The following is a 19,233-nucleotide window of genomic DNA, read 5'->3' on the forward strand; positions in this document are numbered from 1 at the left end:
TAGACAGCAGGGGTCTGATAAGACCTCAGCTTTTCCATACCCTTTTTGAACCATCTGTCTGTGAGCACTTCCACTCATTTTGAGGGTTGACTTTTAATAGTTAATCTTTCAAAACAACATTCAGTATATCAAAAACCGGACCCGCTGGCAAGGCGGGGTCTGTCCGGTGAAGAAACATCCGCCCCGCCGTCGGTACAGACAGCGGGGCGGGATCAGCAAGGATGCCGGGGGACAATTCAAAAGACCCCCGTGTGGGGGCCTTTCGAATCACTCACCAAAGTTGTCGTTCACCAGATCCACCAGAGCCTCAACGGCTTCCTTTTCGTCGGAGCCATCGGCGATGAGGGTGATGGTGGTGCCCTTTACGATGCCCAGAGACAATACACCCAACAGGCTCTTGGCATTGACACGACGGTCTTCCTTCTCCACCCAGATGCCGCTCTTGAACTCATTGGCTTTCTGAATGAAAAATGTAGCGGGACGGGCGTGCAGACCGACCTCGTTGTTCACGGTGATCTCCTGAGTATACATGATCCAGCTCTCCTTTTCTATCCAGTTAAATTTCAATCATAGCCATAAAAGAAAAAAGTACCCAAATATTTTACTTGTCTATCATAACTGATTTTTCCCCTGCCGTCAATGGTGTTTTTTACAAACATTTCTGGAAATATTCCTTTGAGAGAAACCTGTTTTGTTAGTTTACGCCATTTCCGCCGGGATTTATACCGGGAGAGAGCTGTTTTTCCGCGCCGGACAGAATTCCCCGGAATCCGGGCCGTTTCGCCGGAAACCGCGGGCGCGGCGGAGAAAAAGACTCCGGCACACCTTCGCGGGTGTGCCGGAGCGGGTCATATTTTTCGCGGGGCTCATACCGGATCCCACCGGGAGACTGAAACGCTTTCGCAGCCCGCAGCCCCGGAACTTCAACTGAGGTCGGGATCAATAATTGGTGGCCTTGATCTGGAAGTAGCTCTGGGGATGGCTGCACACCGGGCAGACCAGGGGCGCGTTCTCCGCGATCTCCACGTGACCGCAGTTGCGGCAGAACCACATGACCTTGTCGCCCTTCTTGAAGACCTCGCCGTTCTTCAGGTTCTCCAGCAACTTCAGATACCGCTCCTCATGGGTCTTCTCGATCTTGCCCACGCCCTCGAACCGCGCAGCCAGGGCCAGGAAGCCCTCCTCCTCAGCGGTCTTGGCCATCTCGGCGTACATCTGGGTCCACTCTTCGTTCTCGCCGGCAGCGGCGGCGCGGAGGTTCTCCTCGGTGGAGCCGATGCCCTCCAGGGCCTTGAACCACAGCTTGGCGTGCTCCTTCTCGTTGAGGGCGGTCTCCTGGAAGATGGCCGCGATCTGCTCGTAGCCCTCTTTCTTGGCCTTGCTGGCATAGTAGTCGTACTTGTTGCGGGCCTGGGACTCCCCGGCGAACGCTTTCCACAGATTGGCCTCAGTCTTGCTTCCCTTCAGTTCCATGGTGATTGTGCTCCTTTCATGTTCATCATTTATCGTTGATCGCTTGATTACAATTCCATACACCGCTGCCGCGGCGTCAGAAAACAGGTAAAAAACGGCGGTTTACGTCGTGTCCCGGTTCTCACCGCCGAGACAGGCAGGACAGATGCCATGGAAGGTGAGATCGTGACTCTGGACGATCCGGCCATCCATCTCCGCCAGATGGTCCAGCCCGTGGTCATAGGGCAAATCCACATCGAAGACGCCGCCGCATTCCCGGCAGCAGAAGTGGGCGTGGGGCGCCGTCACGGCGTCGAACCGGATCATCGGCCCCATGATCTCCGTCATCCGCCCCTCCTCCGCCATCTGATGGAGGTTCCGGTACACGGTACCCAAGCTCAGCTTGGGCATGGAGGGCTTCAGGCGGCTGTACACCATCTCCGCGGAGGGGTGGTCTTCGCCCTCTAATACGGAGCGGTAAATGGCCTCCCGCTGTTGGGAATAGCGCTGCTGGCCCGGCATAGATCCCCCCTCCTTAAACAATAATGATTACTGATACTAATATACTATAGGCAGGTCAAAAAGGCAAGAGAAATTTTGCGAAAGATTTGAAAAATGTCCCTGCGATTTTTGGCGTGGTCCGGGGGACAATAGCACTTGGGTATCGCAGACAACGGAACTCCATGAGAAGGAGGAAAACGGTTTGAAAAGAAGTTTCGCTCTTTTGCTGGTGACGCTGCTGGCGCTGTTCGCCCTGACGGCCTGCGGTTCCAACCGGAACAACGCTGGAGCCGGCAGCAGCAGTGTCACTCCCGATAACGGAGCCGGCAGCAGCGTCGCCCCGGACAACAGTGCCGGAGAAAACGGTATGCTGGACAACGGCGCCGCGTCCTATCCCGACGAGAATCTGAACGGGAACACCAGCGCCAACAACACCCCCGCCGGCAGTGCCGCTGGCAGCGCCAACAGCACCGCCCGCAGCGGCAATCCCATCACCCGGGGCGCCAATGACATCGTCCAGGGCACGGAAAACGTGGCCCGGGACACCGGCAACGCCATCGGCAATGCCGGACGCGCGGTTGGCAACGCAGTGGGCAGCGCCACCGGCCGGACGATCCGCAGCGCCAGCTACGATCAGATGGTCACCAACGGCCGCGTCCATGACACCGACGGCTTTCTCTACGACTATGAGAACGCCATGACGCCGGGGACCCGGTATTTCTAAAACCAGGCACGTCAAAAACAGCCGCCCTCCCGGAGAATGATTTCCGGGAGAGCGGTTGTTATACATGAGAGCGGCATTCCCCCGGACAAATGGTTGCAATTCCGTATCAAACAACCGAAGAAATCGTTACAAAGATGACAGTTTGGGGCGGCTTTTCCGGAAAGACTTGCGTTTTCCGGCGAAACTGGTAGAATGACACCATCGCCGGGAATCTGCCCGGTAAATTCGCTGTACAGGAGGACAACGATGGAGCACACACGGGAGAAGAACCGGCTCCGGCCCTTCAGGACCGCCAAATATCTGCTGCTGGGCGTCCTGCTGTGTGCCGTGGTGGGCACGGTTTGCTGGTTTGCCGGACGCGGCGGCGTGGAGGAGACCACGGAGCTGGACGCCGTGGTGCTGGAGAATCAGCTCACCGGCATCAGTGAGCTGGCCAGCGTTACCTATTCCTATACCAACATGGCCCAGTTCAAAAATAGCAGCGAGTTCTACGGCATGAAGGTGCCCTTTACCACCAAGAGCTTTATCCTCACCTACGACGGCGTCATCAAGGCCGGGGTGGATCTGTCGGCGGCGGAGGTCCGGGTGTCCGGCACCGCCGTGACGGTGAAGCTGCCGGAAGCGGCGATCCTGTCCCATGAGATCGACGAGGACAGCGTGGAGGTCTTCGACGAGAAGACCAGCATCTTCAACCCCTTCACCGTGAAAGACATGGCGGCCTTCCAGGCGGACCAGAAGCAGGCGATGGAGGCCAAGGCGCTGGACAAGGGTCTGCTGACCGAGGCGGCGGAGAAGGCGAAGATCAGCGTGGAGGCGCTGCTGTCCGCCGCTCTGCCGGAGGGATACACCCTGACGGTACGGTGACAGACCGCGAGCAATCAAAACTCCCCTCTGTTCGAAAACAGAGGGGAGTTTTTTGTCGCTATATTACGAAACGTATCGCAAATTCTCAGAAGGAGACGACCTCCTGGGCGGGCTTGGCACAGGGGGCGATGGACAGTACGTTCATCACCGGGCCCTTGCCCTTGTAGGCCTTGTGCTTCTCCACGGACATCCGGGCCGTGACCTCGATCCAGTCCCGGTTCTCGTACTGGTCCAGGCCCTCGCCCTTGGCGATGAGGCCGTAGAAGGTGATGTCCTTCTCGCAGCACACCATGGCGAACCGGCCCGGGCAGTGGATGCCGGGATACTTCTTGGAGTGGCACATCACCAGCTTCAGATGCACCAGCTTGCCGTCGTACCGCTCCGGATGATCCATGACGTCCACGTACCAGACGCCGTAGTCGTCGTCGGGAATGTCGATGATCTCCTGGGTCAGGTCGAAGGGGCACTCGTCGCCGGTGAGATAGTCCTCGGAGTTGCCCTTGTTGTCCTCCAGATAGATGTCCGCCCGGCGGTTCACCATCCGCAGGTTCCGCTTCCGCAGGGAGTCCTTCAGCTCGTCGGTACAGCGGTTGAACACGATGAGGTCCGCGTTGGTGATCTTCTCCATCATCAACTGGCCCATGTTCTTGGCATACAGGTCGAAAGTCTCCGCCTGGACGAAGGTCATGATCTGGTACAGCACCCAGTTGGCGGGCAGCACCTCCCGGTACAGCCGCTCCATCTGCCACATGCCGTTGTACTCGATGAGGACCTGCTTGGGACGGTACTTCTTCTCCAGCTCCTTCATATAGGAGCATTTCAGGTCCTCCTCGTTCTCAATGGTGACAACGGTGACGTTGTCCAGCGCCCGGGAGTTGTACTCCTCCTCGCCCTCCTCGCAGCACAGCAGCAGCGTGCGGTCCTGGCGGGCGAAGCCGTCCTCCAGGATGCCGTTGATGAAGTTGGTCTTGCCGCCGTCCAGAAAGCCGGCCACCAGATAAACAGGAATATCCATGGTAAAACTCTTTTCCTTTACATAGATTCAGCCGGGATGCCCTTCGGCATCCGGCGCGGATCAAAGGCCGAACAGGCCGGGCAGGGCGGACTCCTTCAGCTCGGAGCCGATGACGCACAGACGGCCGGTGTAGTCGGCGGAGCCAACGCGGACGTCATGCTCCTCAGGCACGTAGTCGAAGTTGATCCAGGTGCCGTCGGCGCTGTGGACGATGCCCTTGGCCCGCAGGATGTGGCCGTACTCGCCGGAGTCCAGCTTGGTCAGAATGGACTCGATCTCCGCTGCGGTGAACGTCTTGGGGGTCTCGACACCCCAGGAGGTGAACACCTCGTCGGCATGATGATGGTGATGGTGGCAGGAGCACTCGGGATCATCGCACTCGCCGTGGTCGTGGTCATGGTGGTGCTCGTGGTCGTGGTGATGATGCTCATGCTCATCGTGATCATGGTGATGCTCATGGTCATGGTCGTGGTCGTGATGATGGTGCTCATGGTCATCGGCATCGTCATCATGGTCGTGATGGTGATGATGCTCGTGTTCATCCTCATGGTCGTGATCATGGTGGTGATGCTCGTGCTCGGCCTCCTCGGCCTCGTGCTCCGCCCGCATCTTCTCCAGCAGCTCGTCCGCCAGGGACACCTTCTCAATGGCGGAAAGGATGGTCTTGCCGTCCAGCTGATCCCAAGGGGTGGTGAGGATGGCGGCGCCGGCGTTCTTCTCCCGCAGGAGGGCCACAGCGGCCTCCAGCTTCTCCTGGCTCAGCTTCTGGGTCCGGGAGAGGACGATGGTGCCGGCGGATTCGATCTGGTTGTTGTAGAACTCGCCGAAGTTCTTCATATAGACCTTCACCTTGGTGGCGTCGGCCACAGTGACAAAGCTGTTGAGCTTCATGTCCGGCACGTCCTTCACTGTGTTCTCCACCGCCACGATGACGTCGCTGAGCTTTCCCACGCCGGAGGGCTCAATGAGGATGCGGTCCGGATGGAACTGGGCCTCCACCTCTTTCAGCGCCTTGTTGAAGTCGCCCACCAGGGAGCAGCAGATGCATCCGGAGGACATCTCGGAGATCTGGATGCCGGCGTCCTTCAGGAAGCCGCCGTCGATGCTGATCTCGCCGAACTCGTTCTCGATGAGCACCAGCTTCTCGCCCTGATAAGCCTCGGCCAGCAGCTTTTTGATAAGGGTCGTCTTGCCGGCACCCAGGAAGCCGGAAACAATATCGATCTTTGTCATATTATCAAGTCCTTTGTATTGAAATCATGTAATCATTGGTCAGTGACGGAAAAAACCGCTCTGACCAATTATCATACCACTTTTAGCGGAAAATGCAACTCTGAAGGTGAAAATCTTGAAAAAGATGTGGCTGGAACGCGCGCAGGCAGGACAGGTGCGCCGATTGGATCGGTCCATCCGGTCTTTTTACGATTTATTCACAGAAGTCCCCTTGATTCTCCCGCGTGCCATGATATAATGTTCGCTATTAAACTATCTTGTCCTTTGTTTACCGAGGGCAACGAGAAACGAGAGGTGACATCCATGCTGCGGCAGAAATATGTCGCACACCAGTTAAAGATCGTCATGAACAAGGTCAACCGCTACGCGGATGCCTCCATGCCGCCGGAAGTCAAGGAGGAGGTGACGGAACGCCAGGGCCGCGTCCTGGGATATCTGCACCGCAATCAGGACCAGGATATTTTCCAGAAAGATGTGGAAGCGGCGTTCTGCATCACCCGTTCCACCGCCTCCAAGATGCTCTCCGCCATGGAGGAAAGCGGGCTGATTACCCGCTCCGGCGTGACCGGAGACGCCCGGCTGAAAAAACTGGCCCTGACGGAGAAGGCTCTGGTCCATATCCAACTGCTCCAGACCGGAATGCAGGGCTTCGAACAGACGCTGACCCGCGGCATGACGGAGGAGGATAAAGACACCCTCCTCCGTCTGCTGGGGATGATCGAGCACAATGTGGAGACCGCCTGGGCCTCCCTGCAAAACGGAAAGGAGTAACCGACCCATATGCTGAAAACCCTTTTGGCACAGGTAGGGGAGTACCGAAGATCCTCCGTCCTGGCCCCCTTGCTCACGATCCTGGAAGCCATTTTCGAGACCATGGTCCCCTTTGTGATGGCCTCCATCATCGACGACGGCATTGAGGCCGGAGACATCGGCCATGTGTACCGCTACGGTGCCCTGATGGTGGGCCTGGCGGCCATGGCCCTGCTCTGCGGCGTCCTGGCCGGCACAGTGGCCGCCCACGCCTCCACCGGCTTTGCCGCCAACCTGCGGGCAGGGATGTTCCACAACATCCAGAGCTTCAGCTTCGCCAACATTGACAAATACTCCACCGCCGGTCTGGTGACCCGTCTCACCACCGACGTCACCAACCTCCAGAACGCCTTCCAGATGATCCTCCGGATGTGCGTTCGGGCGCCGGTGACCATGATCTGCGCCATCATCATGTCCGTGTCCATCAGCCCGCGACTGAGCTTGGTGTTCCTGGTGGCCCTGCTGTTTCTGCTGGCGGTACTGCCCACCATCCTGGTCCCCACCAGCCGGACCTTCCGGAAGGTGTTCCGGAAATACGACGATTTGAACGCCAGTGTGCAGGAGAACGTCTCCGCCATCCGGGTGGTGAAGAGCTTTGTCCGGGAAGACCACGAGGAGGAGAAGTTCCGCAAAGCCGCCCAGGCTCTGTACGATCTGTCCGTCAAGGCGGAGAGCCGTCTGGCCTTCAACCAGCCGTCTATGATGGTGGCTGTGTATGGCTGTAATCTGGCCCTGAGCTGGTTCGGCGCCCATATGATCGTGGGCAGCTCCCTCACCACCGGCGAACTGTCCATGATGTTCTCCTACGTGATGAACATTCTGATGGGCCTGATGATGCTGTCCATGATCTTCGTCATGGTCACCATGTCCCTGGCCAGCGCCCAGCGCATCGCCGAGGTGCTGAATGAAAAGAGCGACCTGACCTCCCCCGAGAACGCCGTCACAGAGATCGCCGACGGCAGCGTGGACTTTGACCACGTCTCCTTCTCCTATAAAACCGGCAGCGGAGAGCCGGTGCTGCAGGACATCGACCTCCACGTGAAGTCCGGCGAGACCATCGGCGTCATCGGCGGCACCGGCAGCGCCAAGTCCAGTCTGGTGAATCTGATCTCTCGCCTGTACGACGTGTCCGGCGGCGCCGTGCGCGTGGGCGGCCGGGACGTCCGGGAGTACGATCTGGACACTCTTCGGAATCAGGTGTCCGTGGTGCTCCAGAAGAACGTGCTGTTCTCCGGCAGCATCTACGACAACCTTCGGTGGGGCGACAAAAATGCCACCGCCGCGGAGTGCCGCCGGGCCTGCCGGCTGGCCTGCGCCGATGAGTTCATCGACCGCTTCCCCGACGGCTACAACACCCACATTGAGCAGGGCGGCACCAACGTCTCCGGCGGTCAGAAGCAGCGGCTGTGCATCGCCCGCGCCCTGCTGAAAAAACCGAAGATCCTGATCCTGGACGACTCCACCTCCGCGGTGGACACCGCCACCGACGCGAAGATCCGGCGGGCCTTCCGGGAGGAGATCCCCGACACCACAAAATTCATCATCGCCCAGCGCATCTCCAGCGTCCAGGACGCGGACCGCATCCTGGTGCTGGACGACGGACACATCAGCGGCTTCGGCACCCATGAGGAGCTGCTGAAGACCAACGCCATCTACCAGGAGGTCTACGAAAGTCAGACCAAAGGCAGCGGCGATTTCGACAAAAACGGAGGTGAGGACTGATGGCACAGCCCCGTCCCATGCGCGGGCCTCACGGCCCTGGCCCCAGAGGGCCTCGTCCCAAAGTGGAAAATCCGGGCAGGATCCTGAAGCGGCTGTTCGGCCTGATCTTCCGGAACTACGCCTTCCGCTGCGCCGTGGTGCTGGTATGCATCATCGGCAGCGCCCAGGCCACCGTTCAGGGCACATTGTTCCTGAAATCCCTCATCGACGACTATATCATCCCCATGGTGGAGACCGGCAGCACCGACTACGCGCCGCTGGCGGCGGCTCTGGTCCGCGTCGGCTGCATCTACGGTGCCGGCGTTCTGTGCTCCTGGAGCTACAGCCGCATCATGGTCAACGTGTCCCAGGGCACCATGCGGGACCTGCGGGATCAGGTCTTCCGGCACATGGAGCGCCTGCCCATCTCCTATTTTGACCGCCACGCCCACGGCGACATCATGTCCGTCTACACCAACGACATCGACACTCTGCGGCAGATGATCTCCCAGAGCCTTCCCCAGCTGGTGAACAGCTCCGTCACCATCGTCACCGTGTTCGTCAGCATGGTGATCCTGAACATTCCCTTGACGGTGCTGACCTGCGCCATGATCGTGCTGATCCTCAACGTCAGCAAGCGGCTAGCGGCCAAGTCCTCCAAATACTTTGTGGAGCAGCAGCGGAATCTGGGCGCCGTCAACGGCTACATTGAGGAGATGATGGACGGCCAGAAGGTGGTGAAGGTCTTCTGCCATGAGCAGGAGAGCCTGGACGGCTTCCTGGATCTGAACGAGAAGCTCCGGGTCAGCGCCAACAACGCCAACAAATTCGCCAATATCATGATGCCCACCGTGGCCCAGATGGGCAACTGCAGCTATGCGCTGTGCGCGGTGTTGGGCTCCGCCATGGCGGTGGGCGGCTTCGGCGGCATCACCCTGGGCACGCTGGTGTCCTTCCTGACGCTGAACAAGAACTTCACCCAGCCCTTCTCCCAGCTGAGCCAGCAGGCCAACAGCGTGGTCATGGCTCTGGCCGGTGCCCAGCGGGTCTTCGCCCTGCTGGACGAGAAGCCGGAGACCGATGACGGATACGTGACCCTGGTGAACGCGGCTTACGACCATGACAACAACCTGGTGGAGACAGACCGGCGCACCGGCACCTGGGCCTGGAAGCATCCCCACAAGGCCGACGGCACCGTCACCTACACGGAGGTCCGGGGCGACATTGTCTTCGACGGTGTGGACTTCGGCTACACGCCGGAGAAGATCGTCCTCCACGACATCAAGCTCTATGGCCGTCCCGGCCAGAAGATCGCCTTCGTCGGCTCCACCGGTGCCGGCAAGACCACCATCACCAACCTCATCAACCGGTTCTACGACATTCAGGACGGCAAGATCCGGTATGACGGCATCAATATCAACAAGATCAAAAAGGCGGATCTGCGGCGGTCCCTGGGCATCGTCCTCCAGGACACCCATCTGTTTACCGGCACAGTGATGGAGAACATCCGCTTCGGCCGTCTGGACGCCACCGACGAGGAGTGCGTGGCGGCGGCCCAGTTGGCCAACGCCCACGGCTTCATCTCCCGCCTGCCCGACGGCTATCAGACCATGCTCACCGGCGACGGCGCCAACCTGTCCCAGGGACAGCGGCAGCTCATTGCCATTGCCCGGGCTGCTGTGGCGGACCCGCCGGTGCTGATCCTGGATGAGGCCACCAGCTCCATCGACACCCGCACCGAGGCGCTGGTGCAGAAGGGCATGGACGGCCTGATGTACGGCCGCACCACCTTCGTCATCGCCCACCGGCTGTCCACCGTCCGCAATGCGGACTGCATCATGGTGCTGGAACAGGGCCGCATCATCGAGCGGGGCACCCACGACGAGCTCATCGAGCAGAAGGGCCGCTATTACCAGCTCTACACCGGCAACGCCGCCGAACAGGCGGGCTGACCGAACACCGGATGGATACGCAAAAACCGGGAACCGTGCTTTCACGGTTCCCGGTTTTTCTGTTTTGTTCAGTGTTCCGCGGTCTCCGCCGGGACAGCGTGCCGGCGCTTCAGCCGCCGGTAGGCCAACACGAAGCAGATCAGGTGGGTCAGGAACGTGATGGCCCAGGACACGGGATAGGACCAGTAGATGCCGGCGGGCGTGTGGAACGCCGGGATCTGGAAGATGGTGGCGATCCACACCAGCCGCAGCGCGCAGACCCCCATCAGCGAGACCAGCATGGGCATAACAGAGTAGCCGATGCCCCGCAGGGAGCCCACCATGGTGTCCATCATGCCGCAGAGGAAGTAGGCCATGCAGATGATGACCAGCCGGTTCATACCGGCGGCAATGACATCGGGGCTTTCGGAATAGATTCCCAGCAGCCGCTGTCCGAACAGCGCGACCAGCCCGCCCAGCGCCAGTCCCGTCACGGCGGTGCAGCCCTGGGCCCACAGCAGAATGGGACGGATGCGCTCGATGCGCCCGGCGCCCAGATTTTGGCTGGTAAAGGAGATATTCGCCTGATAGAAGGCGTTCATGGACACGTAGACAAAGCCCTCGATATTGGAGGACGCCGCGTTGCCCGCCATGACGGTGTTTCCGAACAGGTTGACGGAGGACTGGATCACCACGTTGGACAGGGCGAACAGGATGCCCTGGAAACCGGCAGGCAGGCCCACCTGCAGGATCTGGCGGAGCCGGACCGGCCAGAAGCGCAGCTCCCGCAGCTCCAGATGGACGCCGCCCTGTTCCCGCATCATGCACCGCACCACCAGGAAAGCAGAGATGCACTGGGAGATCACCGTGGCCAGGGCCACGCCCGCCACGTCCAGCTGGCAGATGATGACGAAGAACAGGTTCAGCGCCACGTTCACCACGCCGGCGATGAACAGATAGTACAGCGGCCTCCGGGTATCCCCCACGGCTCGCAGCAGGGCAGCGCCGAAGTTATAGAGCATGGTGGCGGGCATCCCCAGAAAATAGATCCGCAGGTACAGCGCCGCCAGGTCCAGCACCTCCGGTGGGCACTGCATCCAGGTCAGGACGGTCCGGGCGCCCAACGCCCCCACCACCGCCAGCACGCAGCCGCTGACCAGTCCCAGCATCATGGCGGTATGGACCGTCTGCCGCAGGCCCGTCCGGTCGCCGGAGCCGTAGAACCGGGCCGCCAGAATGTTGGCGCCCACGGACAGGCCGATGAACAGGTTCACCAGCAGGTTGATCAGGGAGGTGTTGGACCCCACCGCCGCCAGAGAGTTGTCTCCGGCGAAGCGGCCCACCACAATGATATCCGCCGCGTTGAACAGCAGCTGCAGCACGCTGGAGAGCATCAGCGGCAGGGCAAATTGCAGCATTTTGGGCAGGATCGCCCCACTGCACATATCGATTTCATACCGTCTGCCGGGTGTTCCCGCCATACGCCTCGCCGCCTCCTTGCGCCGTTTGATTGTCAATTCCGATGGGTGGAGCCGTGCTCCGCAGCCATTCAGCAGGCCCTATTCTAGCACGCCCCGCCATGGATTGCCATAGGCATTTGCGGAAAAAGGCAAATTCTCCATTTTTCACGGTTTTTTACCATGGGGACTGTCTTTTTGCCGGAAAGATGGTATAATTTCAGGCATATTCATTCTGATTTCAGGAGGAACACTCATGCGGATCGTCATCTCCCCGGCCAAGAAGATGAATGTGGACACCGATACTTTTCCCTGCCATGCCCTGCCCCGTTTCCTGGATCGGACGGAGCGGCTGCTGGCCCGGCTCCGGGAGCTGTCTCCCCGGGAACTTCAGGCCCTCTGGCGGTGCAATGAGCAGATCGCCGCGCTGAATGTGGAACGTCTGTCAGCGATGGACCTCCGACGGCGGCTGACCCCCGCTCTACTGTCCTACGAGGGTATCCAGTACCGCTACATGGCGCCGTCAGTGTTCACGGCGGAGGAACTTGCCTACGTGGAGGAGCATCTCCGTATCCTGTCCGGCTTTTACGGCCTTCTGCGGCCCTTTGACGGCGTGACGCCCTACCGGCTGGAGATGCAGGCAAAGCTGGCGGTGGACGGCTGCCGGGACCTATATCAGTTCTGGGGGGATTCCCTGGCGGCGGCGCTGGCCAAGGAGACAGACACCATCGTGGACCTGGCCTCCTGGGAATACGGCCACTGCGTGGCCCGGCACCTGCCTGTCGGCGTCCGCCGGATCATCTGCGTGTTCGGGGAGCTGAAGGGCGGCAAGGTGGTGGAAAAGGGAACCCTCTGCAAAATGGCCCGTGGCGAGATGGTCCGCTACATGGCGGAACATCGGGTGGAGGACCCGGCGGAACTGCGGAACTTTGACCGCTTGAGCTACGTCTTCTCCCCGGAGCACTCCGATGAGGGCGTCTATGTGTTCCTCAAAGAGGCAGCGGACCGCTGACGCCCCGGATCGCAGCCGCATCTTCAAAAAAGCATGGAGACCGCCTGACGCCGGCTGCGGCATCAGGCGGTCCTGGCATATGCGCATACAAAAACCCGGCGTGACCGAAGTCACGCCGGGTCTCCGAAAGCCTACGCTCTCAGGATCTCTGTGTTACCGGTCACCCGTGTTAGGCACAGGTCTCCCCATAACCGCTCAGGCCATGTAACGATACAGCATGGTCACGATCTGGGCGCGGGTGCAGCCCTGATCGGGGCTGAAGGTGGTGGCGGTAGTGCCATTGGTGACACCCTCGCTCACGGCCCACAGGGTGGCGTCAGCGTAGTAGGCGCCGGCGGCCACGTCGGTGAAGGGATTGGTCCCGGTGGCGGCAGCCGCACCAGCGGAGCGCCACAGGAAGGTGACGGTCTGGGCACGGGTCACGGTCTGGTTGGGGCTGAAGGTAGTATCCGTGGTGCCCTTGGTGATGCCCTGCTCCACGGCCCACAGCACGGCGTCATAGTAGTAGGCGCCGGCGGCTACGTCGGTGAAGGGATTCTCAGCGGACTTGGGTGCGGGGCTGCCGGCAGCACGCCACAGGAAGGTGACGGTCTGGGCACGGGTGCAGGTGGCGTTGGGCGTGAAGGTGGTGTCGGTCGTACCCTTGGTGATGCCGGACTCCACAGCCCAATCCACGGCGGCGGCGTAGTAGGCGTCGGCGGCCACGTCGCTGAAGCTGGTCTCGGGAGCCGTGGGCTCCTTTTCGACCTCGGTGAAGGCGGCGTCAACGGTGACGGCGCTGCCGGGCATGGTGAAGGTGTACTTGCCGCTCTTCTCGGAGACGGCGATCTCCTTGCCGTTGGTGTCGGTGACGGTCAGGTTGTCCAGCTCGAAGCCCTCGTCGGCCTTGACAGTCAGGGTGACAGTGGCGCCCTTGGCAGCCTTGGAGACGTTGGAAGTGACAGAGCCGTTCTCAGTGGCCTCGATCTTCACGCTGTAGGTGGAGACGCTGCCGGAGGAAGAGCCGCCGGAAGAGGAACCGCTGCCACCGCTGTAGCTACCGAGCTCAGCAACCTCGTAGGCCTCGTCGGTCAGCAGGCTGGCGAAGATGGCGTTGCTGATGAACGCATACTCGTCGCGCTGGTGGGCCTTGTTGGTCATGGAGTTGGCAAACAGGGTGATGTTGATCTCGTTGCCGTTCATGTCGGGGCCCTCATAGGAGAAGCCCATGATGCCGTTGATGAAGGCATTGTAGCTGTCATCATCACCGTTCATGAAGCCCTCCATGGGCTCGCCGCCATCCCGCTGGACCAGGACCTTGGCGCCCTCGGGCAGGGTGGTGAAGTAGTACAGGCCGTAGCCGTACATCACGTTATCGCCGTCGGCGATGTAGCTGGCGTTCACCAGAGTCTCCTCGGGATAGATGACGGTGCTCAGGCAGTCCATACCATAGGTACGGCCGGTACCGACAGCAATGAGGTTTTTGTTGACCGTGCTGACAGCACTGGAGGTATAGCCCACATAGGTGGCGCCGTTCTTCACAGCGGCCAGACCGCCGTTGTCCAGAGCGGTGGCGCCGATGACGGCGTCGGCCTTGGAGGCGTCCTTGGTGGTGGTGAAGTTCAGCATGTCCATGGCCATGCGGTCATAGTTGTAGCCGGCGGAACCCACCAGAGTGGAGTAAACATAGCCGGAGGAAGTCTTGGTCAGCGCTCTCTCAGTGCCGCTGATGTACACGGTGGGAGCCTTCTCGATGGTGTAAGCGGTGAGCTCGGGCTCCAGCACGCCGGTGCCGGTGAGGATGTACTCATCCGCCACGGTCAGCCAGTCCTTGTAGGAGCAGATGAAGTCGCCCTTGTACTCGCCCTCGGTGATCATGCCGACCTGCTTGCCGTCCTTCAGCAGGGCGTTGACGGCGGCGGTGGAATCCTCGGAGGCGTTGGAGATGATGACGTCGCCGCCGAGCTTACCGGTGATCTGGGACTTGGCGTTGGCCTTCAGATACGCAAGGCCGCTCTCATAATCCAGGGTCTGGCCCACGGCGGCCGCGATGGTCTCGTAGGCGGCGGGCTCGGCGCAGATGACCTGGTCAAAGCCGCGGGTGTAATTGAAGGCGGTGATGCCCTCGGAGTACAGGTCGGTCCAGTTGCGGATCAGGGTGCCCTCATACAGCACGCCATTGGCCACGGCACGCTTGGCCTGGTACATGGACACGATCATGGTGCCGGCGGGATAGGTCTCGCCCTTGTAGGTGAAGGCCTTGTCGGTGATGCCGACCAACACATCGTTGCGGGTCAGCCACTCGATCATGTCGTAGGCGGCCTGCAGGTTGACCTGATGCTCGCTGTCCAGAGGAATGATGTAGCACTCGGGGAAGAACTGGCCGTTCTCGCCCTCGCCGTCGAAAGCGGGACGGAACAGGTCGGCCTCGGCACCCTCCACGTCGGCGGAGTCCACCAGCCAGGCGCCGACTTCCTCGTCGGTGTTCTCGTTGTTCAGGCAGCGCTTGTAGATCTCCAGCTGGGCCAGGAAGTAGCCTTCCTTCTCAGCGGCCACATAGTCGGACAGGCCCACCATAGCGAAGGTGTCGGCGATACGGCCGGACTCGGAATAAGCGGGCATTTCAACGGTGTAGGCCACGCAGCCCTGCAGCATGGCGAACTGGGGAGTGTAGCTGGTGGACATATCGTCCCAGGGATACTCCCAGTAGGGAGCGCCGGTTTCATCGCTGGTCAGATAGTCGCGCATGGGGATGACATAGCTCTGCCAGTCGTCGTTGTTGGCAACGGCAGCGGCGCCCATGGCCTCGCCGCCGGTCATCAGGTGCTCGGACAGCAGGTCATACTCGAAGTTGGGCTCGTGGGGAGGAGAGCAGGGCTCGAACTGATAGGCAGTCACCTGGCCGTGGAACTCCACCAGGGTGACGGGGTTGTAGGTGGCGATGAGGTGCTGCATGTTCCGGGTCTCGGACATGGTCTGGAAGGAGTTGTCGCGGTTCAGGTCATAGCCGCCGGAGGAGGTACGGGTCACGTACATACGGCCTTCCACGTTCTCCTCGGGGACCAGGATGAAGAACACCTCGTCCAGCAGCTCGTCCACATCGATGGTGGTCTCCTCGCTGGTATAGTAATCGTCAAAGCCTTCCACCTTGCCGGAGTTCTGGCTTCCTCTGGCAGCGTTGGCTTCCGGCAGGATGGCGCCCAGATAGGAGGTCTTGTCCGCGATCAGGTCAGGGATGTGCAGGCCCAGAGCCTCGCGCTGCTCGGCCAGCACCTCCTGCCCTTCGTCGGTCAGGCCGGTGAGCTTGGTGTAGTCGATCTTCTCGTCCTCCATCAGCATCCGGGCGAACTCCAGAACGGCGTCCACAGCGGCCACCTCGTTGGAGTGGATGTTGGAGTACATGACGGGCACCTGATAGTCCAGCTCGCCGGCTTCGATCTCGGCGATGACCTTCTCAGGCTCCGTCTCGGCGCGGTCGCACAGCTCCAGCCAGTTCTCAACGGCGGCGCTGTCCTTGGCGATGATCAGATAGGGCATGTCATAGCCGGCGTTGGACTGGCCCATGACCTTATGGACGGCATAGGGCACGGCGGTGTCGGCATCGTCGTCACCCAGAGCGGCCAGCTCCTTCAGGTCGGCGTAGATCTCCCACATGGTGTGGAAGGACGCATAGGGCTTGATCTCCACGATGACATCCTTGCCCAGGTCCACATCTTCGCCGTCCGCAGTGGCCTTCAGCTCAAAGACGCCGCAGACGTCCAGATAGACGCCGCCGTTGGAGTGAGGCGCACTGATGTTGCCGCGGCTGGACATGGGGCTGACGTCAAAGGACAGGGTCACGGCGGACTCTTCCTCGTCGAAGCCGGTCTCAACATTGTTGATCTTCAGGTAGGATGTATAGGCCTTGGGCACATTCTCCAGGTCGATGACATCCTGTTCGTTGGGGTACATCTCATTCTCGTCGTGGAGGGGATTGAACTCGTCATCCTCGCCGGGATTGGCATAGGACTCGAGACGCTCCAGCGTCCAGGTGATGTCCGCGCCGTTCACAGCCGCGAACACGTCCTCGGACAGCTGGAATTCCAGTTCCTCACTGGACGCATCGGTCTGGGAGATGAAGAGATACTCCGTCTCTCTTACCCCTGTCGGCTCAGTCGGCTCGACTGGTCCCGGAGTCTCCCCCGCGGCCAGAGCGCTGCTGGTCAGCAGCATGGAAGCTGACAGCAGAGCTACCAGCATCCGCTTCATGGTGTGCAGTGTTTTCACGTTATTTCCCCCTTTTTGTTGTATAAAAAAACAGGCTTTCCGCATACGCGGGGAGAAGCCCATTCTTTTCCCATAAAATTACATTGATTCATGCATTCCGCATTTCTGTTTCATCCATGCTTTGTCTCATAGATAATACCACTTCCCAGGGGAAACATCAATATGCACAACGCACAGTTCCATTTACGAAAACTGTATAATTTTCACAACTTGTGCATAATATTCCTGGGTATTTCGCAATAAAATGCGTCTATTTTCCCCATATTCCGTTTTGCCCCGCGTGTTCTGCGTGAATGCCGGTGAATGTTTTTTCATCGCCGCCCGGCATTTTTGTCGGAAATCGTTCTGAAAGCGGAAAAATTTCGCCGGAATCATACGATTCCGGCGAAATTTTATATTTTTCCGGTAAATTCTGTTTGATGAGCCGCGCAACCGGTTTTGGAGAATCCGCCTGTTTACGTATCCCTATGCCTCCGCATCAGCTCAGCAGCTCCACGATCTGCTTCAGCGCCAGATCATCCCCGACATTGCCCGGGAATATGATATAAGAGAGGTTTTCAAAACGGCTCTCTTTTCCCAGCTTCCACACGGGAACGCCCGGCAAAATCTGTCCCGCCACAATGGCTTTTTTCACGCCCAATCCCTTTGTTCCAATATCACTGGATGTGATTCCGCCTTTTGCCACCAAATAGGCGGGCCGCACTTCCAGCTTTGCCACGATCTCTGATAACGCGTCAGAAATTCTTCTCGCCAGAGCAAGTTCGTCCTCTTTATTTCCTGTATTCAGATCGATCCTCTCACGGCGAGTCATCAACACGGTCGTTTTTCCAGCCGCAATGGAATCGGTACATTCCTTCAGAGCTCTTTCCACTTCTCTCTCCAGCGCTCCGGGATCAACAGCCAAATGCTGATTAAACGTCACAGTCCGGACCGCGCAGCAGTTTACCAGCTTCTCCACCTGCCTAGTGGTCTTTGCCACATGTGATCCAACCACGATCAGGCCTCCGTTACAGTTCCCCTCCTCAATCAGCTCACTCCGTCCGAGCAGAAGCTTGTCCGGAATCCCCGCGATCACCTTGGGGAAGGCTGCCGCCGTTCTGAACAGGAATTTCTTTCCTGCTTTGATGCTGCGCATGACCGCCACCGCGAAGCTGCGCAGATCCCAATAGCTGACAGCGTTGACCACCACTTTTCCAAATCCGGAAACACGCTCCAGCTTGTTGAGCATCCTGTTATAGTCCGCCGCTCTTAACTCGGTCAGCGAAAAACAGGTCACTTCCTCCGCACGATACTCTCTGCCGGTTTTCTCTTCGATCCATCGCCTCAGATCTGACTCATGATACCCGAACGTGGGATCTTTCGCAAACTCACTTTCTCCCACCAGCAGCAATTCATTGTTTTGCGCAATATAGTGAATATTTTCGATGGTGTATCTGTTTCCCTCCGGGAAAAACGGAATGATGATCTCCCCGTCAAACGGCCCTGCTCCGCATGATTCCAATGTTTCCTTCAAGGTCTGCGTTTCAATGGGATAATGCCCCCTCAGTGTGGAATCCCCGCGACTGATCAGCAAATAAGGGACGCCCGCCTTCCGCGCAGCCCGCTCCAATCGACGGGCTAAAAGCTCATGCTCCCGTTTCGTCCGTTCCGAGGAAAAGCTTCTGGAATTCGTTAAAATATAAAACATCGGATCCGGTCCGGTGAGTCCGCACAGCAGGCTCTCTTCTTCCCAATCTGTAAATACCGGAATGTCATGGACCGTCTGCGTCCCGGTCGGATCATCATCTACAACAACAATTTTGTGCGGAAAATTCTCCAGCTCCTGCTGCAATGCCGCATCTACAGACTGCCGCCACATTTCGGGAGGATTCCATTGAAACTGCTCCAAGTTCATCATACGCCACCAGCTCTCAATGTATTTCAGGGTCGATTGATCCTTCCTGGCGCAGCAGCTGCGCCAGTCCGTTTCATCATCGGAATCACAGGTATCCCAATATTGCTGATTTGCCGAAACTCTCTGTCGTAAAGTCAATTTTTCCCTGTATGATGGGCATTCCGGCTCAAAGCCGCAGGGGGCTCTGTGCGCTCGCTGCTCAACGACAAGCAATATGATGGATATGGTCACGACGCCGCTCGCTCCGCGCTTCACAGCATATTCCGCCATACGAGGGGTTCTTCCGCATTCTGCTGCCAATTCCCGTTATAAGGCCCGCTCTTTTCCATACAGCGGCTGTAACAAATCAGATGAATTCATATCTCTGCTTCCGCGATAACGGAACGGATTATCC

At 59.3% G+C, this 19,233-nt stretch carries 14 protein-coding genes; 6 read left to right on the plus strand and 8 right to left on the minus strand.

Annotated features, from left to right (window positions below; genetic code table 11):
• Positions 1 to 267: 267 nt before the first annotated feature.
• The 3 genes from ACTNBU_RS04800 to ACTNBU_RS04810 all read right to left on the minus strand — a co-directional run bounded on the left by ACTNBU_RS04800 (position 268) and on the right by ACTNBU_RS04810 (position 1,974).
• Positions 268 to 531 (minus strand): HPr family phosphocarrier protein, encoded by a 264-nt coding sequence (locus tag ACTNBU_RS04800; RefSeq protein ID WP_441031362.1) that lies wholly within the window; start codon positions 529 to 531, stop codon positions 268 to 270.
• A 408-nt stretch (positions 532 to 939) separates the two neighbouring features.
• Entirely contained in the window at positions 940 to 1,473 is a 534-nt protein-coding gene (gene rbr / locus ACTNBU_RS04805) for a rubrerythrin (protein WP_441031364.1), read from the minus strand.
• A 102-nt stretch (positions 1,474 to 1,575) separates the two neighbouring features.
• Positions 1,576 to 1,974, minus strand: a complete 399-nt coding sequence (locus ACTNBU_RS04810; RefSeq protein ID WP_441031366.1) for a Fur family transcriptional regulator — start codon at positions 1,972 to 1,974, stop codon at positions 1,576 to 1,578.
• A 181-nt stretch (positions 1,975 to 2,155) separates the two neighbouring features.
• Here ACTNBU_RS04810 and ACTNBU_RS04815 point away from each other — a divergent pair, with 181 nt between their 5' ends.
• On the plus strand, positions 2,156 to 2,677 hold the full coding sequence (locus tag ACTNBU_RS04815; protein WP_441031367.1) for a hypothetical protein: 522 nt from the start codon (positions 2,156 to 2,158) through the stop codon (positions 2,675 to 2,677).
• Positions 2,678 to 2,923: 246 nt separating this feature from the next.
• The gene (locus ACTNBU_RS04820; RefSeq protein WP_441031369.1) at positions 2,924 to 3,541 is read left to right on the plus strand and encodes a DUF4230 domain-containing protein; all 618 of its coding nucleotides are present in this window, start codon (positions 2,924 to 2,926) and stop codon (positions 3,539 to 3,541) included.
• A gap of 85 nt (positions 3,542 to 3,626) precedes the next feature.
• Here the strand turns inward: ACTNBU_RS04820 and ACTNBU_RS04825 are convergent, their stop codons facing one another.
• The gene (locus tag ACTNBU_RS04825) at positions 3,627 to 4,556 is read right to left on the minus strand and encodes a TIGR03943 family putative permease subunit (RefSeq protein WP_441031371.1); all 930 of its coding nucleotides are present in this window, start codon (positions 4,554 to 4,556) and stop codon (positions 3,627 to 3,629) included.
• Between the two features lie 60 nt (positions 4,557 to 4,616).
• Positions 4,617 to 5,789 (minus strand): CobW family GTP-binding protein, encoded by a 1,173-nt coding sequence (locus tag ACTNBU_RS04830; protein ID WP_441031373.1) that lies wholly within the window; start codon positions 5,787 to 5,789, stop codon positions 4,617 to 4,619.
• Between the two features lie 303 nt (positions 5,790 to 6,092).
• Between ACTNBU_RS04830 and ACTNBU_RS04835 the strand changes: the two genes are divergently transcribed.
• The 3 genes from ACTNBU_RS04835 to ACTNBU_RS04845 are packed head-to-tail and all read left to right on the plus strand — an operon-like array spanning position 6,093 to position 10,252.
• Positions 6,093 to 6,560, plus strand: a complete 468-nt coding sequence (locus ACTNBU_RS04835) for a MarR family winged helix-turn-helix transcriptional regulator (protein ID WP_441031375.1) — start codon at positions 6,093 to 6,095, stop codon at positions 6,558 to 6,560.
• 9 nt (positions 6,561 to 6,569) lie between these two features.
• A complete protein-coding gene (locus ACTNBU_RS04840; RefSeq protein WP_441031377.1) occupies positions 6,570 to 8,321 on the plus strand; it encodes an ABC transporter ATP-binding protein in 1,752 nt (583 codons plus the stop codon).
• Positions 8,321 to 10,252 (plus strand): ABC transporter ATP-binding protein, encoded by a 1,932-nt coding sequence (locus ACTNBU_RS04845; RefSeq protein WP_441031379.1) that lies wholly within the window; start codon positions 8,321 to 8,323, stop codon positions 10,250 to 10,252. The genes ACTNBU_RS04840 and ACTNBU_RS04845 overlap by 1 nt, the downstream gene beginning before the upstream one ends.
• 68 nt (positions 10,253 to 10,320) lie before the next feature.
• On the opposite strand, the gene ACTNBU_RS04850 is transcribed toward ACTNBU_RS04845, so the two are convergent.
• On the minus strand, positions 10,321 to 11,712 hold the full coding sequence (locus ACTNBU_RS04850) for an MATE family efflux transporter (protein WP_441031381.1): 1,392 nt from the start codon (positions 11,710 to 11,712) through the stop codon (positions 10,321 to 10,323).
• A 232-nt stretch (positions 11,713 to 11,944) separates the two neighbouring features.
• Between ACTNBU_RS04850 and yaaA the strand changes: the two genes are divergently transcribed.
• A complete protein-coding gene (yaaA, locus tag ACTNBU_RS04855) occupies positions 11,945 to 12,700 on the plus strand; it encodes a peroxide stress protein YaaA (protein ID WP_441031383.1) in 756 nt (251 codons plus the stop codon).
• Between the two features lie 195 nt (positions 12,701 to 12,895).
• Here yaaA and ACTNBU_RS04860 read toward each other — a convergent pair whose 3' ends face one another.
• On the minus strand, positions 12,896 to 16,945 hold the full coding sequence (locus ACTNBU_RS04860) for an S-layer homology domain-containing protein (protein ID WP_441031385.1): 4,050 nt from the start codon (positions 16,943 to 16,945) through the stop codon (positions 12,896 to 12,898).
• Between the two features lie 478 nt (positions 16,946 to 17,423).
• Complete coding sequence (locus ACTNBU_RS04865; protein WP_441031386.1) at positions 17,424 to 19,109, minus strand: four-carbon acid sugar kinase family protein; 1,686 nt, start codon at positions 19,107 to 19,109, stop codon at positions 17,424 to 17,426.
• Between the last annotated feature and the right edge of the window lie 124 nt (positions 19,110 to 19,233).

The sequence above is a fragment of the Dysosmobacter sp. HCP28S3_G4 genome (assembly GCF_052065175.1).
Taxonomy (GTDB): Bacteria; Bacillota; Clostridia; order Oscillospirales; family Oscillospiraceae; genus Oscillibacter.

Coding starts and splice junctions, on each gene's coding strand:
- ACTNBU_RS04800 (WP_441031362.1), bottom strand. CDS start 531: ATGTATACTCAGGAGATCACCGTGAACAACGAGGTCGGTCTGCACGCC.
- rbr (WP_441031364.1), bottom strand. CDS start 1,473: ATGGAACTGAAGGGAAGCAAGACTGAGGCCAATCTGTGGAAAGCGTTC.
- ACTNBU_RS04810 (WP_441031366.1), bottom strand. CDS start 1,974: ATGCCGGGCCAGCAGCGCTATTCCCAACAGCGGGAGGCCATTTACCGC.
- ACTNBU_RS04820 (WP_441031369.1), top strand. CDS start 2,924: ATGGAGCACACACGGGAGAAGAACCGGCTCCGGCCCTTCAGGACCGCC.
- ACTNBU_RS04825 (WP_441031371.1), bottom strand. CDS start 4,556: ATGGATATTCCTGTTTATCTGGTGGCCGGCTTTCTGGACGGCGGCAAG.
- ACTNBU_RS04830 (WP_441031373.1), bottom strand. CDS start 5,789: ATGACAAAGATCGATATTGTTTCCGGCTTCCTGGGTGCCGGCAAGACG.
- ACTNBU_RS04835 (WP_441031375.1), top strand. CDS start 6,093: ATGCTGCGGCAGAAATATGTCGCACACCAGTTAAAGATCGTCATGAAC.
- ACTNBU_RS04840 (WP_441031377.1), top strand. CDS start 6,570: ATGCTGAAAACCCTTTTGGCACAGGTAGGGGAGTACCGAAGATCCTCC.
- ACTNBU_RS04845 (WP_441031379.1), top strand. CDS start 8,321: ATGGCACAGCCCCGTCCCATGCGCGGGCCTCACGGCCCTGGCCCCAGA.
- ACTNBU_RS04850 (WP_441031381.1), bottom strand. CDS start 11,712: ATGGCGGGAACACCCGGCAGACGGTATGAAATCGATATGTGCAGTGGG.
- yaaA (WP_441031383.1), top strand. CDS start 11,945: ATGCGGATCGTCATCTCCCCGGCCAAGAAGATGAATGTGGACACCGAT.
- ACTNBU_RS04865 (WP_441031386.1), bottom strand. CDS start 19,109: ATGGCGGAATATGCTGTGAAGCGCGGAGCGAGCGGCGTCGTGACCATA.